The 13135-nt window shown below is 69.5% G+C and carries 22 protein-coding genes; 21 read left to right on the top strand and 1 reads right to left on the bottom strand.

The features are described from left to right. The first annotated feature begins 54 nt into the window (after positions 1–54). From ABZX79_RS20610 to ABZX79_RS20550, 13 genes are all read left to right on the top strand, one after another. Positions 55–216, top strand: a complete 162-nt coding sequence (locus tag ABZX79_RS20610; protein ID WP_355259383.1) for a hypothetical protein — start codon at positions 55–57, stop codon at positions 214–216. Continuing rightward, positions 213–680: a hypothetical protein gene (locus ABZX79_RS20605; RefSeq protein WP_355259380.1), complete on the top strand. Its 468-nt coding sequence runs from the start codon at positions 213–215 to the stop codon at positions 678–680. Before ABZX79_RS20610 ends, ABZX79_RS20605 begins: the two co-directional genes overlap by 4 nt. Further along, positions 677–901 (top strand): hypothetical protein, encoded by a 225-nt coding sequence (locus ABZX79_RS20600; RefSeq protein ID WP_355259377.1) that lies wholly within the window; start codon positions 677–679, stop codon positions 899–901. The genes ABZX79_RS20605 and ABZX79_RS20600 overlap by 4 nt, the downstream gene beginning before the upstream one ends. Before the next feature lie 120 nt (positions 902–1021). Beyond that, complete coding sequence (locus ABZX79_RS20595) at positions 1022–1555, top strand: hypothetical protein (RefSeq protein ID WP_355259374.1); 534 nt, start codon at positions 1022–1024, stop codon at positions 1553–1555. Between the two features lie 120 nt (positions 1556–1675). After that, entirely contained in the window at positions 1676–1918 is a 243-nt protein-coding gene (locus tag ABZX79_RS20590) for a hypothetical protein (RefSeq protein WP_355259371.1), read from the top strand. A 103-nt stretch (positions 1919–2021) separates the two neighbouring features. Next, positions 2022–2885 carry a PD-(D/E)XK nuclease-like domain-containing protein gene (locus tag ABZX79_RS20585; RefSeq protein WP_355259368.1) on the top strand — a complete coding sequence of 288 codons (864 nt, stop codon included), beginning with the start codon at positions 2022–2024 and terminating at the stop codon, positions 2883–2885. Continuing rightward, positions 2882–3730, top strand: a complete 849-nt coding sequence (locus ABZX79_RS20580; RefSeq protein ID WP_355259365.1) for a hypothetical protein — start codon at positions 2882–2884, stop codon at positions 3728–3730. Before ABZX79_RS20585 ends, ABZX79_RS20580 begins: the two co-directional genes overlap by 4 nt. Before the next feature lie 70 nt (positions 3731–3800). Then, complete coding sequence (locus ABZX79_RS20575) at positions 3801–4445, top strand: hypothetical protein (RefSeq protein ID WP_355259362.1); 645 nt, start codon at positions 3801–3803, stop codon at positions 4443–4445. Positions 4446–4512: 67 nt separating this feature from the next. After that, positions 4513–4893, top strand: a complete 381-nt coding sequence (locus ABZX79_RS20570) for an ASCH domain-containing protein (RefSeq protein WP_355259359.1) — start codon at positions 4513–4515, stop codon at positions 4891–4893. Then, positions 4890–5258, top strand: coding sequence for a hypothetical protein (locus ABZX79_RS20565; protein ID WP_355259356.1), 369 nt, complete (start codon positions 4890–4892; stop codon positions 5256–5258). Before ABZX79_RS20570 ends, ABZX79_RS20565 begins: the two co-directional genes overlap by 4 nt. Continuing rightward, positions 5255–5542, top strand: a complete 288-nt coding sequence (locus tag ABZX79_RS20560) for a hypothetical protein (RefSeq protein WP_355259353.1) — start codon at positions 5255–5257, stop codon at positions 5540–5542. The genes ABZX79_RS20565 and ABZX79_RS20560 overlap by 4 nt, the downstream gene beginning before the upstream one ends. Beyond that, positions 5542–6258, top strand: a complete 717-nt coding sequence (locus ABZX79_RS20555) for a hypothetical protein (protein WP_355259350.1) — start codon at positions 5542–5544, stop codon at positions 6256–6258. Before ABZX79_RS20560 ends, ABZX79_RS20555 begins: the two co-directional genes overlap by 1 nt. Continuing rightward, positions 6255–7940 carry a DNA cytosine methyltransferase gene (locus tag ABZX79_RS20550; RefSeq protein ID WP_355259348.1) on the top strand — a complete coding sequence of 562 codons (1686 nt, stop codon included), beginning with the start codon at positions 6255–6257 and terminating at the stop codon, positions 7938–7940. Before ABZX79_RS20555 ends, ABZX79_RS20550 begins: the two co-directional genes overlap by 4 nt. A 70-nt stretch (positions 7941–8010) precedes the next feature. Here ABZX79_RS20550 and ABZX79_RS20545 read toward each other — a convergent pair whose 3' ends face one another. Then, positions 8011–8376 (bottom strand): hypothetical protein, encoded by a 366-nt coding sequence (locus ABZX79_RS20545; RefSeq protein WP_355259345.1) that lies wholly within the window; start codon positions 8374–8376, stop codon positions 8011–8013. Positions 8377–8481: 105 nt separating this feature from the next. Here ABZX79_RS20545 and ABZX79_RS20540 point away from each other — a divergent pair, with 105 nt between their 5' ends. From ABZX79_RS20540 to ABZX79_RS20505, 8 genes are all read left to right on the top strand, one after another. Then, positions 8482–9345, top strand: coding sequence for a hypothetical protein (locus tag ABZX79_RS20540; RefSeq protein ID WP_355259342.1), 864 nt, complete (start codon positions 8482–8484; stop codon positions 9343–9345). A 2-nt stretch (positions 9346–9347) separates the two neighbouring features. Next, positions 9348–10067, top strand: coding sequence for an ATP-binding protein (locus tag ABZX79_RS20535; protein ID WP_355259339.1), 720 nt, complete (start codon positions 9348–9350; stop codon positions 10065–10067). Further along, positions 10067–10381 carry a hypothetical protein gene (locus ABZX79_RS20530; protein WP_355259336.1) on the top strand — a complete coding sequence of 105 codons (315 nt, stop codon included), beginning with the start codon at positions 10067–10069 and terminating at the stop codon, positions 10379–10381. The genes ABZX79_RS20535 and ABZX79_RS20530 overlap by 1 nt, the downstream gene beginning before the upstream one ends. Next, positions 10378–10809, top strand: a complete 432-nt coding sequence (locus ABZX79_RS20525; protein WP_355259333.1) for a hypothetical protein — start codon at positions 10378–10380, stop codon at positions 10807–10809. The genes ABZX79_RS20530 and ABZX79_RS20525 overlap by 4 nt, the downstream gene beginning before the upstream one ends. Further along, a complete protein-coding gene (locus tag ABZX79_RS20520; protein ID WP_355259330.1) occupies positions 10806–11114 on the top strand; it encodes a hypothetical protein in 309 nt (102 codons plus the stop codon). Before ABZX79_RS20525 ends, ABZX79_RS20520 begins: the two co-directional genes overlap by 4 nt. Next, the gene (locus ABZX79_RS20515; protein WP_355259327.1) at positions 11111–12190 is read left to right on the top strand and encodes a hypothetical protein; all 1080 of its coding nucleotides are present in this window, start codon (positions 11111–11113) and stop codon (positions 12188–12190) included. The genes ABZX79_RS20520 and ABZX79_RS20515 overlap by 4 nt, the downstream gene beginning before the upstream one ends. After that, positions 12187–12477 (top strand): helix-turn-helix domain-containing protein, encoded by a 291-nt coding sequence (locus ABZX79_RS20510; RefSeq protein WP_355259324.1) that lies wholly within the window; start codon positions 12187–12189, stop codon positions 12475–12477. Before ABZX79_RS20515 ends, ABZX79_RS20510 begins: the two co-directional genes overlap by 4 nt. 67 nt (positions 12478–12544) lie before the next feature. After that, the gene (locus ABZX79_RS20505; protein WP_355259321.1) at positions 12545–13066 is read left to right on the top strand and encodes a hypothetical protein; all 522 of its coding nucleotides are present in this window, start codon (positions 12545–12547) and stop codon (positions 13064–13066) included. Positions 13067–13135 lie beyond the last annotated feature (69 nt).

Raw genomic sequence — 13135 nt, 5'->3', positions numbered from 1 at the left:
CCGCCACCTCCGCCGGGCTCTTCCGCCTCGGCCGTCACCTCTGGGGGACAAGTCATGCCTGAGACCAACGTTCGCTGGTTCGTCTACGGCGAGTGCGACGACTGCGACGGGACGGTGCAGAACGTCTCGATCGGACTCGGATGCGCCTGCCGCCTCAACCAGTACGTCAAGTCCGGCATCTGCACCTGCGGCTCGAAGTCGGAGGCCACGTCGTGACCCTCCTCGACACCGCCCTCGACCGCACCCGCCGCCGCGACAAGCCGGCCGGGAAGCACACCAAGAACTACCGGGTGCAGCAGCTCAAGAGCAAGGTCACCGAGCTGCGGGACGAGAACAGGCACCTGCACAACCGGCAGGCCGCAGCCGACGACTTCTTCGCCGTCCTCATGGACGACCGGGCCGAGCTCCACAACCTGTGGCAGTACGCCGAGCACAAGGCGGCCTGCGCCGAGGACGTCGTCGTCTGCCAGGAAGCCGACATCCGGGACCTCCACCGGCAGATCGCCGACCTGACCGAACGACTCCGGGTCGCATCGCTCGCCGACTCCGCTGCCAGCCGCACGCAGGAGATCGACACCCGCGCCCTGCTCAAGCGCATCACCCAAGGGGCGGACGCCGTCACCGACCCCGGACAGACCACCTGGGGCGCCCGCAACCAGCAGACGGGGGCCACGTCATGAGCATTCACCCCGAGAGCTGCTTCGTCATCAGGTGCGACGTGTGCAACGAGGCGCTCGACAGCGACGGCTTCGGAGTCGCCCACTTCGCCACCGGAGAGCAGGCCACGGCCGCAGCGGTTGACGAGGACTGGACCGTGCTGGCCGGCGGGCGCATCAGCTGTTCCGTCTCCGACCCCGAGCACGACGACGCCCGCGACGCCGCAGCGCTCACCCCGGCCTGACCCCACAGCCCGCCGGGCCGTCGGATGCCGCCGGCCAACGAGCCCGGCGATCCACCTGCACAGCCGCCCCGCCGACGGGAATTCGGCGGGGCGCCCCACCAGCATCCCAGGGAGAACCCCATGAGCGCATTCCGTGAACTCACCCTCACCTGCCCCGACGGCCAGAGCTACACCGTCGACCACGCCACGGAGATCGTCCCCGGCCTCCTCGTCTACCGCATCCCCGAGGGCATGCACCCCAGCAGCCCCCACCGCTGGCGCATCGGCCACCACAGCGGACTGTCCGTCGCCGACGCCATGCTCCGCGAAGACGCCGTCGCCGGCGCCGAACTCCTCGGCACCCTCGCCGACTGGACCCAGGACGCGGCGGCGCTCAAGGCCAGCATCGACCCGACGGACCTGTTCGCGAAGCTCAGCTACAAGTACTGCATCGCCCCGGCCAGCGAATCCCTCGCCCCCGGTGCCGACGCCAGCAGCAACGGCCGGTACACCGACGACGACATCCGGGATGCCGCCGCCGAGTTCAAGGCCGCCGGGTTCAACGCCCTCGACGTCCTCCTCGCCATGGCTCACCGCATCCCGTGGTCCGGCCTCGACACCGACGAGTTCAACGAAGCGCACAGCCGCATCGCGGAACTCGCCGACGCCGCCTGACCCACCCCAGACCGGCCGTTGAGCGTCCCCCCAGCGCTCCGGCCGCCCGGGAGCCGCCGCCCCAGCACCCCCCCAGGCGGGGCGGCGGCTTCCACACCACGACACCCGAAAGGCAGCCACATGAGTCACACCATTCGCATCGGCCGCTGGACAGCCGAACTGTACCAACGGGCGATCTACCTCCAGAAGCAGCCCGACCCGCACTGCCGCGACTGCCAGGGCAACGGCGAGGTCGCCTACGGGCCCGGCCTCGGCCCCTTCGGCGAAGAGCCCGACATCCAGCCCTGTCCCTGCTGGGACCCCTACCGCTCGCTCCGCATCCCCCTCTGGCGCAAGCCCGCCCCCGACGGGTGGCCCTTCTGATGGCCCCGATCGCCTGCACCCGCTGCGGAGGCACGGCCGGCCCCTTCACCCGCCAGCCCGAAGGCCCCGTCTGCGAAGACTGCCTCGACGAACAGGACAACGCATGACGACCGTCGACTTGGCCCCGCCCGTCATCCGCGACGACATGACCGCGGACGAGTACCACGCCGACAAGGACTCGGTCTCCTCGACCGGCCTCCGCAAGATCCTCGCCCCCGGCTGCCCCGCCCAGTTCAAGTACGGCCGCGACAATCCGCAGCCGCCGAAGAAGGAGTTCGACCTCGGGCACGCCGCCCACCTCCTCGTCCTCGGCGAGGGGCCGGAGCTGGAGGTCATCGACTTCCCGGACTGGAAGAAGGCCGACGCCCGCGAACTCCGGGACGCCGCCTACGCCGAAGGCAAGGTGCCGCTGCTGACCAAGGACTTCGAGATGGTCACCGCGATGGCAGAGGCGATCCGCCAGCACCCCATCGCCGGCCCGCTGTTCGCCCCCGGTACAGGCGTGGCCGAACGGTCGATCTTCTGGACCGACCCGGCGACCGGCGTCCGCTGCCGGGTGCGCCCCGACTGGCTCAAGCAGCTGCCCGGCGTGACCGTCGCCGTCGACTACAAGACGATCAAAGCAGCGGACCCGGAGACCGTGTCCCGCGCCATCCGCGACCACGGCTACCACCAGCAAGATCCGCTCTACATCGATGGCATCGAAGCTGCCGGGCTCGCACCAGATGGCTGCCGGTTCGTCTTCGTCTTCCAGTCGAAGATCGCGCCCTACCTGATCACGGTCCGCGAACTTGCCGACCAGGACCGCGACATCGGCCGGGCCAAGAACGAACGCGCCCTGCGCCTGTACGCCGACTGCACCGCCACCGGCATCTGGCCCGACTGGACCGGCCCCGTCGATGACATCCCCCAGATCGGCATGCCGCCCTGGGACACCATCCGCCAAGCAGAGGAATACCTCGGATGACCAGCACCGACGTCGCCACCCGCGACGAGCAGCACGCCGTCGCAGTACCGAACGCCCCCGCGAACCAACCCATCGAGTCCAGCCTGGAAAAGTGGGCGCGCGAAGCCTCCGCCATCTCCACCATCGCCGCCGCCATCGCCACCACTAGCCTCGCTGGCGCCTACCGCGGCAAGCGTGACGAGATCGTCGCCGTAATCCTCGCAGGCCACGAGCTCGGCCTCCAGCCGATGACCTCGCTGAAGAGCATCGACGTCATCAACAACCAGCCCGCCCTGCGAGCCCACGCCATGCGCGGCATCCTCCAGAGCAAGGGCCACGAGGTCGAGCTCGTCGAGTCCACCGGCACCTACTGCAAGATGCGGGGCCGCCGGAAGGGCGCCGAACAGTGGCAGGAGGTCGAGTGGGACACCGCGCGCGCCACTCAGATGGGGCTGATCAACAAGCCTGAGTGGAAGAAGCAGCCGAAGACCATGCTGATCAACCGGGCTACTGGTGAGATCTGCCGGCTCGTCGCCTCTGACGCTCTCCACGGCATGCCCTACGCCGCCGAGGAACTCGACGGCTACGTACACGGCGAAGCCGTCCAAGCGAAGCAGGCACCCCTATCCCTCGCCGCCATCACTGGCCCCGCACAGCGGCCGGCACCTTCGGGCGTCGTCGACGTCGACACCAGCGACGAACACGCCGCCGCAGTCTCCGAGCTGCACTCCTTCGGCATGGACCAGGGCATCGAGGACATCGACCTCCTCGCCCATGAAGAACTCGGCGCTCCCATCGAGCACGTCTCCGCGCAGGCCATCCGCACCCTCGTCGAACGTCTCCGCGCTGCCGTAGCAGCCACCTAAGCCCACCGCACCCACAGAGGCCGCCCCGCGGGCAATGCGGGGCGGCCTCCTCAGAAGGAGACCACACGCCATGACCATTAACCACCGCGCCGAAGCGTTGCGCCTGGCCGAAGAGTCGCACGGCGTCCTGCGCCCCCACGACGAGGGCCCATGCGAGGCAGACCGCCTGCTCGCCGAAGCCCAAATCCACGCCACCCTCGCTCGTGACGAGGAGCGGGCGGCCGCGACCGCCGACCTGCGGGATGCCATCACCCTCCTGCGCCGCCGCGAGTACGCGACCCGCGAGGCCGTGTCCAGCCACATCGCCCAGGCTCTCGCCAGCCGGGAGGCCGACCGCTGGAAGGCCGGACTCAACCTCGCCAAGGCCCTCGACGAAGCCGACTGCAACATGGACGCCCTCGTCGACGCCCGTCTCACCGACGACGGCTGGGACCCGCGGTCCGCGTACAAGGCCCCTGCATCTGCGGTCCGCCGCGACGACCCGTGGGCGGCCACACCGGACATCACCGCAGAGGTCCCGGAGCCCGTCCGCCGGGTCATCGCCGAGCGCCTCGCCGACATGCTCCTCAGTCGCCAGGACGACGGCTGGGGCGCCGAGCAGGCCCGCCGCTTCGCCTTCGCCCTGAAGAACGAAGGCGCCGACCTCACCGGCGACATCGAGAAGCGGATCCGCGACCTCACCCTCGGCCGCGACCCGTCCGACCCCCCGTTCTAGCCCAACCGTCTCCGGAGCCCCGCCCGCCGATAACAGGCGGGGCCCCGCTCACCAAGGAGAACACGACATGCGAGCACTCACCATCCGCCAGCCCTGGGCCGACGCGATCGCCCACCAGACGAAGCGCACCGAGAACCGCACCTGGAAGACGAAGTACCGCGGTCTCGTACTCATCCACGCCGGTGCCGCACACGACCCCCAGGCCGTCATCTACGGCCCGCGCCCCGACGCCCGCAGCGCCGTCATCGCGACCGCTCAGATCACCGACTGCCACTACTCGGACGACGGCCAGTGCTGCGGGCCCTGGGGCGAGGAGAACGTCTACCACTGGACGCTCACCGACGTCACCGTCCTCCCGACGCCCGTCCCGTGCAAGGGCCGCCTCGGACTGTGGACCCCGGACGCCGACTTGCTGGCCGCGGTCAACGCCCAGGCGGTGACGCTGTGACCCGCCGCCTCTCCGTCGCCGAGCGTCTCGCCGCAGCCGAGAAGGACATGCTCCTCGCCGACATAGCCGACCGCACCAGCTGGGACCGGTTCCTCGTCGAGCAGGCGGTGTACGCCTACGGGCTGGCCAACGACACGTTCAGCGCCAACGACTTGCGCAACGTGCTCCCCGAACTGGGCCACGGCTACCTCGGCGCCGCCATCGGATCCCTCCGAGCCGGCGGAGTCATCGAGCACACCGGCCACATGGTCCCGTCCACCTCCGGCCCCACCCACGGACACCGCCTCAGCGTCTGGCGCCTCACCGCCAAGGGCCATGCCATCGCCGCCCAGCGTCGCGCCGCACGGACGGAGACGGCCGCATGAGCGTCTGGCAGATCCTCGCCGCCACCAGCTGGCTGGCCGTCACCGCCGCCATCGCCATCACCCTCGCGGCCGTCGCCCTGACCGCCGCCATCCTCCGCCTGCTCTACCGAACCATCCGCTGGGCCATCGACCGGGCCCGATGGCAGCGGAGCACGGCGCCCGCGCTGCCGGCCGAGGCCGACCTCGCCACCTGCCAAGCCATCTGGCCCGACCCGCCCAGCCCTCGCGTCATCGAAGCCCAGCACCGCCTCGAAACCGCCAAGCCGCGAAAGGAGGAACAGTGATGGCGCTCGCACCGCAAGTCATCAAGCGCAAGCAGCGAAACCTCAACCGCAGCCGAGGCATCCCCAACCGCCTGCCGGCCACCGAAGCCGCCGAGCACATCCAGCGTCTTCGCCAGACGATGAGCTGGGCCGACCTCCGGGACGCCAGCGGATGCAGCGCTGCGCACCTGCGCAACATCGCCTCCGGACGCGAACCCCGCATCAACCGCCACACCCACAACAAGATCCTCACCGTTCAGCCCAGCCCGCGCGGCTACCTCTACATCGACGCCCTCGGTAGCCGGCGACGCATCCAAGCCCTCATGTCCTGCGGCCACTCCCAGTACGTCATCGCCGCCGCCGCCGGAACCACCCAGTACCGCATCGGCCTGATCTGCAACGGGCAAGCGACAGTCCGCCTCCACCTCGCCCAGCGGATCACCGCCGCCTACGGGCAGCTCGCCAACAGCGAAGGCTCCAGCACTCGGGGGCGCAACGTCGCGGCCAAGAACGGGTGGGCCGGCCCGGACTACTGGGACGACGGCGACTTCGACAACCCCGACTTCCAGCCCGCAGACGGCGCGACCCCCCGCTACATCGTCCTGGCAGAGAACGGCCTCGAGCTCGAGCAGCAGGGCCACACCCGCGAGCAGGCCGCAGAGCGCCTGCGCGTCTCGAAGATCAACCTCCAGCAGTCCATCAGCCGCTACCGGAAGACACAGGAGGCGGCGGCATGAGCTACCGCAACGACAACGACGCACTCACCGTCATGGACTGGTTCTGCGGCGCCGGCGGCAGCAGCCAGGGCGCGCACGCCATCCCTGGCGTCCGGGTCGAGAGGGCCGCGAACCACTGGGCGCGGGCCATCGAGTCCCACGCCGCGAACTTTCCCGAGGTCGACCACTACAGGGGCGACATCCGCGAAGCCCCCGTCGCCTCCTGGCCGACCACCGACATCTTCTGGGCCTCACCCGAGTGCCCTCAGTGGTCGAACGCCCGGGGCAAGAAGCGGGACTTCGCCACCTCGATGCAGGACGGTTTGTTCGGTGACGCCCCCTCCGAGGAAGTCGAACGCTCCCGCGCGCTCATGGAGGAAGTCCCCATGTACCTGCGCGGGGTCCAGGAGCGGGGCGGGCTGGTCAAGGCCGGTGTCGTGGAGAACGTCGTCGATGTCCGGGCCTGGGACCAGTGGGACCGGTGGATAGGAGAGATCCGCAAGCTCGGATACGAGACCCGCACCATCGCCCTGAACTCCATGCACGCCGACCCTCGGGCCGTACACCGGGCCCCCCAGTCCCGCGACCGCCTGTACGTCGCCTACTGGCACAAGAGCCTCGGCCGCACCCCGGACTGGAACAAGTGGCTGCGCCCCCGCGCCTGGTGTACCGGGTGCGACGAGTGGGTGCGCGCCGTCCAGGTCTTCAAGGACCCCAGCCGCGACATGGGCCGCTACCGCCAGCAGTACGTCTACCGGTGCCCGCAGGTGAAGTGCCGCAACCAGATCGTCGAACCGTCCGTACTCCCCGCCGCCGTCGCCATCGACTGGGCGCTCCCCGGCCAGCGCATCGGCGACCGGGCCCGGCCCCTTGCCGACAAGACGCTCGCCCGCATCCAGGCCGGCCTCGACAAGTTCGCCAAGCCCATGGTCGTCCCCGCCGGAGGCACCTGGCGCGAGGACGCCGTACCGCTCACCGAGCCCATGCCGACCCGCACCACCAGGGAAAACGACGGCCTCGCCATCCCGCCGCTCCTCATCCCCGTCGAGGGCAGGGACGGCAAGGAACCCGCCTCCGCGAACAACCCGCTGCGCACCCAGACCGCCCGCAACGAAACCGGCCTCGCCTGGCTCCCCTTCATGGTCACCATGCGCGGCGGCGGCGACCAGCTCCGCGGCCGGTCCATCCGCGACGCCCTCGGCACCGTCTCCGCCAACGGCAACCACCACGGGCTCGTCACCCCCGACATCCCCGCGATGGTCATGCGGAACAACGGCTCCAAGGGCGACGGCGGCGAGCACTGCACCTCAGCCGCCGACTTCCTCCGGACCATGACCACAGCCGGCCACCAGTCCCTCGTCACCTGGGAACACCTCCTCGTCCCCTACTACGGCAACGGCACCGCGAAGCCCGTCACCGAGCCGGTCGGGACCCTCTCCACCCGAGACCGGTACGCGCTCGTCAAGGGCGACGTCGACATCAACGACGTCCTCTTCCGGATGCTCGAGCCCCACGAGATCGGCCGGGCCATGTCGTTCGCCGACCAGTACATCGTCCTCGGCTCCAAGCGCGAACGCGTCCGCCAGTACGGCAACGCCGTCACCCCCAACGCCGCCGAAGTCATCCTCTGCGCACTCGTCGAAGCCATCAACGGCAACGACCTCGAGCGGCACGCCGCGCCCGAGCTCGCGACCGCCGCGTAACCCAGCTAGCCGCCGCACGACAAAGCCCCGCGGTGATCGCCGCGGGGCCCGGAGGAGAGGAAGAGAGATGTCAGTCAGGTTCGTAGTCAGCGAAGCGCTTCGCGGCGGCTGCATCACGATCTTGGATCTCCATCAGATGCCTGGCCATGACGTCCAGGAACTTCTCGGCGCTCTCGGTCTTAGGCACCTCGCCGGCAGCGAGGTGGAACGCCTGGACCATGCGCCGATCCGACTGCGCGGTGTCGAAGGCGCCAGGTGTGACGAGGTAGGCCCGGCGACGCCCGCGCACAGTCAGGGCGCTGACCAGCCCGTCTTCGCGAACCTGCTCGATGAGTCGAGTCAGGAGGGCGCGGGCGCGGGTGAGAGGCACTTCCTGAATGCCGTCCTCGGTGATGCGGGGCTCCAGATCAGACGCCATGTCGAGAGTGTAAGCCATGGTGATTCCTTCCATTCTTTCCAATCTTTAAAGTAGTATGGCAGGCGAGGGCCGGGCCTGCCAGCACGTCAGTCCTTCACGCAGTCGCGATCGAGAGAAGACACCGTGGGAATCCGCCTGATCGTCGAGGTGCTGACCAGCGCACCCGAGGCCCTGACACACAGGGAGAAGCTGCTCCTCGTCGTCTTGGCCGAGGACGCGAACGACGACACCCGGATCACGTGGAACAGCGTCGAGCGGCCCGAGGTGCTCCGCGGCGCCAAGCTCAGCCGATCGCAGCTGTACGCGGTCCTTAAGACGTTGATCGCCAAGGGTGTTCTCGCGAAGCTCGCGGCAGGCCAGAAGAACGGCACAGCCAAGTATCAGATCGCTAAGTTCCCCGAGTCTCAGTGTCAGGGAATTGCTGACACTGACGCACCTCCTCAGGGTCCGGAAACTCCTGACACTGAGAGCCCTCAGAGTCCCGGAACTCCTGACACTGACGCGAACGGTCAGCGTCCCGAAAATGCGGACACTGAACCGTCTCAGTGTCCCGGAATCCGGGACGTCAGTGTCAGGGATTCCGGGACCCCTACCCCTCTTAACCCCTCCTCTACTACCCCCTCTAGCAAGCAAGCGGGAGCAGAGGAGCCAGCCGACATCTCGTTCGGCATCCCCGCGGACGCACGCCCCCTTGTCGACGGACTCACCGCTGCCGGCGTCGTCGTCCGCTGGCCCTTCAAAGGCAACAGCTGGTTCCCCGTCCTGGCGCTCATCAAGAAGTCCGGCGTCGACGCGATGGTCGACCACGCCGTCAAGGCCGCTTCCCGGACCTCTGTCGAGTCCGCGAACTACTTCATCAAAGGCTGGAGCGAACTCCCGCCGCAGCCCGGCCCCGGAGTCGAGCGCCCCAAGCTCCACGCCGTTGCGGGCACTGGCTATCGGCCCTTTCAACTCGCCAAGAACGTCGACTACTCGAAGGGATTCTGACCATGCCCGACCCCCAGCCCCTCGGAGGAGAAGCGGTCACCCGCCGCTTCCAGCGCATCCTCGAAGCCCGCGGCCTCGACCACGTCGAGCCCGGCCCCATCGACGACGAACCCGAGCCGGCCGAGCCCGGCCACCCCGAGTACCACCGCAAGCGACGTGCCGACTGGGCTCTCAAGCGCTGGGCCACCGCCACCCCGTACCGCTACCAGACGGCGACCGCCACCCACCCCGACGTCATCGCCTGGGCCGACCGTGCGGCCACTACCCCGAAGGCGGCCGGGTTCCTGCTCCTCACCGGCCCGTTCGGCACCGGCAAGACCCATGAGGCTTACGGGGCGCTGCGCCGGATCGCCGACGCCGGGCCGGAGCGGTACGAAGTCATCGCCCTCACCGCCCCCGACATGTACGCCCTGCTCCGCCCCAAGGGCAGCGACAACGGCCCCGAGTTCGAGGTGAAGCGGCTCATGCGCGCCCCGCTGCTGCTCATCGACGACCTGGGCACCGAGAAGATCAGCGAGTTCACGGAGGAGGCCACATACCGGCTGCTGAACGCCCGGTACAACGAATGCCGCCCGCTGATCATCACCAGCAACCTGCCGACCCAGTGCACCGACGGCCCGGACCTCATCGACAAGCTCGGCGAACGGATCACCTCCCGCCTCTCCCAGATGACGACCGTCGTCGAGATCAACGGCCGCGACCGCCGGCGGGAGAGCGCGTGATGGACGTCGACCCGGATGACGTGAAGGCGATGCGCGCCGAGAACGGCGGCGCGGACTTCCGGGCCTTCATGCGGCAGCAGATCACCAACGGCAAAGCCCGCCGCGAGAAGCCGGTACCTGCCAAGCCGCCCCCGCCGCCCGGTCACCGGCCCGGCGCCTGGCCGGTCGGCACCCGGCCCCCGGACCCGCCACCAGCCCACCCGCCCGGCCTGTGGATAGCCGCCCTCGACCGGCTCCGCACCGGAAGCCAGGACAACCGGCCGTGCGAATGCGGCACCTGCACACCCGACGACGACACCGAGGAGAACCGATGAGCACCGGACCCAAGCCCGTGTACGCCTCTCAGGGCGGCAGCCGCTATCACTCGACCCGTCTCTGCAACGCCTTCCTGGTCGGCCAACACCTGTGGCGCTTCGACCCCATGCAGTGGGTGCCGGGCATGCCGCAGATCATGCTCACCAATGGTCACCGCCTGGACGAAGTGGTCGTCACCGAGGCTTTGGGGCGGGGTAAGGAGCCGTGCGCCGACTGCTTCCCCGGCCAGCGTGCCGAACTCCACCGCAGTAGCAGCGAATACGACTTCGGGCACCAGCCGGTCGAGATTCAGGGCGACTGGTTCTGCGGTCGCTGCCGCACCCGCTATATCGACGAGCACGGCGATCACGAGAGCTATCCGACGCTCTGGCCCTGCACATCGGCTGTCGTCCTCGGCCTCGTCGACCGGCCGGCGGTGGCCGCATGAGCCGCCATTCCCAGGCCCCGATGCCGGATTCCCTGCGGCACATGATGCGCGCCGGCCAGCACCCCGCCCGCGCCCACGCCTGCCCCCACTGCGGCGCCCACCCCCACCAGCCCTGCCACCTCCGCACCAACGGCAAGCACGTCCAACCCCACCCCCAGCGCATGGCCACCTGGGCGCAAACCACCGCCTGCTGCCCCACCTGCCAGGTCACCCCCACCGTCCCCTGCCACGCCGACGGGCGCGCCCTCCCCGGCGGCACCGTCCACGCCGAGCGGTACACCGAAGCCGAAAGGACAGCCGGATGAGCTCCCGTAACCAGCGCCGCCAGCTGCCCGGCGACATGTTCCCCGGCATGCCCGACGTGCTGACGAAGCGGCCTCCGAAGGCCGAGGACGGCGAGCACACGGCCCGCACCCTGGACGAGGCGATCGCCCGGTCCTTCGAGATCCTCGACGAAGCCCTCGCCACGTACCCGATCGTCGGCACGTACTGGCTGTCGTCGGGCGGCGGCGACTCTGGGAACCTCGGGCACCTGATGCGCGGCCGGTACGACGCCGTCCTCCACGTGAACACCGGCACCGGCATCCCGGAGACCACGCAGTACGTGCGGGATGTCGCCGCCGCCTGGGGCGACACGCTCCACGAGCTCCACCCCCGCAACTCCTACCGGGATCTTGTCCTCGGCAACGTGCTCGCGAGCCGCGGCCCGAACGCCGGGATACGCGCCGTCTGGCAGGGCTTCCCGGGACCGGTCGGGCACCGGGTCATGTACCGGCACCTCAAGGACGAGCCGCTGATGACGTTCCGTCGCAGCGTTGTCGGCGACGAAGGCCGCACCAAGAAGATCATCTATCTGGGTGGGATGCGATGGGCTGAGACTGAGCGCCGTTTCCGCAACGCCGAAGCCATCGACCAGGACGGCGCGATCGTCTGGGTCTCGCCGCTCGTCCATTGGACCGACGCCCACATGCGCGAGTACCGGACCCGGCACCGCTGCCACCAGGAGCACGAACACGCCCCGCACCGCCTGTGCTTCGACGCAGCGCTGCCGCTGAACGAGGTCACCGAGCACATCCACATGTCCGGCGAGTGCCTGTGCGGCGCGTTCGCCAAGCCGGGCGAGTTGGACGAGATCGGATTCTTCTACCCCGAGACCGCGGCAAGGCTCCGCGCCCTTGAGGAGCAGGCCGAAACCGCCGGGATCCCCGCCTGCCGCTGGGGCCAGAAGCCGCCGACCGAGAAGGGCAGCACTGCCCCGGCCGGGCGACTTTGCTCTAGCTGCGTCGCTATCCCCGGTCAAGACGACCTTGTCGACCAATGGCGCGACAGCGGTCTCATCACTCCCGACCAGCATGCCGCGTTCACCCGGGAGGCGTCGTGAAGATCCGCGCCGACATCGTCGAACTCATCGGTCAGGGCTTCAACAACGAAGAGATCGCCCGCCACCTCAACGTCGACCCGAAGACCGTTTCCCTCGCCCGGCAGCGACTCGGCGCCGACAACGCCCCCGCCCGCCGGCCGGCCACCAGCGTTGAACGGCTGTACGCCGAAGCCGTCCCCACCGGGCAGGTCCGCGACTACAAGCCGGCCCGCATGCCCATGTCGCCCGCCCAGCAAGCCGCCAACCGGGCCGCACTCCTCGCCGGGCTTCGCACCCCCGCACGTTGACCCGCGACCCAGGCCCGGCCTGATGCCTTACCCCGAACCCGCACGCACCGCGACCAAGGAGACCCGCATGAACATCACCGAGATCCACGAGTCCGGAACTTTCTACTGGGAGCCCGGCGCCGAAGAGTGCCCGCACGCCGCCGAGCCCAACTACGAGACTGAGGGCGACGCCTGGGACGTCTGGACTGAGCGGCACCCGGCCAGCGACAACGGCCGCATCTGCCTCGACGCCCCCGCCGGAGAGGCGTGCCTGACCTGCTCCGAGGAGGAGGGCGACATGGTCCCGTGGTCCCGCTGCAGGGGCCGCGACCACATTCGCCCGCTGCCTGGTCTGACCCGAGTCGACAGCACAGCCCACGCCTCGCTGACCGTCCTGGTTGGCGGCCTGGAGTGCCTGGAGCGGGAGTGCGAGGAGTTCTTCACCGACGACGGTGACGAGATTCCCGGCAAGACCACGTGCTCCCACATGCACGAGGAGGAGGTCTGCGGCGGCTGCTCCGTCGAGCAGCCTGACGGGATCTTCGAGTCGACGGTCGCCTGGGTCGACTGCCCGCAGCGTCCGGCCGTTGAGCCCACCCCCGCCCCGTGACACCAGGCGAGCCGTGCCGGGGCGTATCCGGCACGGCTCAGCCCCCACCCCACCACACAACCCGAAGGA

The sequence above is a fragment of the Streptomyces sp. NPDC002994 genome (genome assembly GCF_040611155.1).
GTDB lineage: Bacteria > Actinomycetota > Actinomycetes > Streptomycetales > Streptomycetaceae > Streptomyces.
The sequence above is the reverse complement of the archived record's forward strand: the minus strand, read 5'-3'. Positions and strand labels throughout refer to the sequence as shown.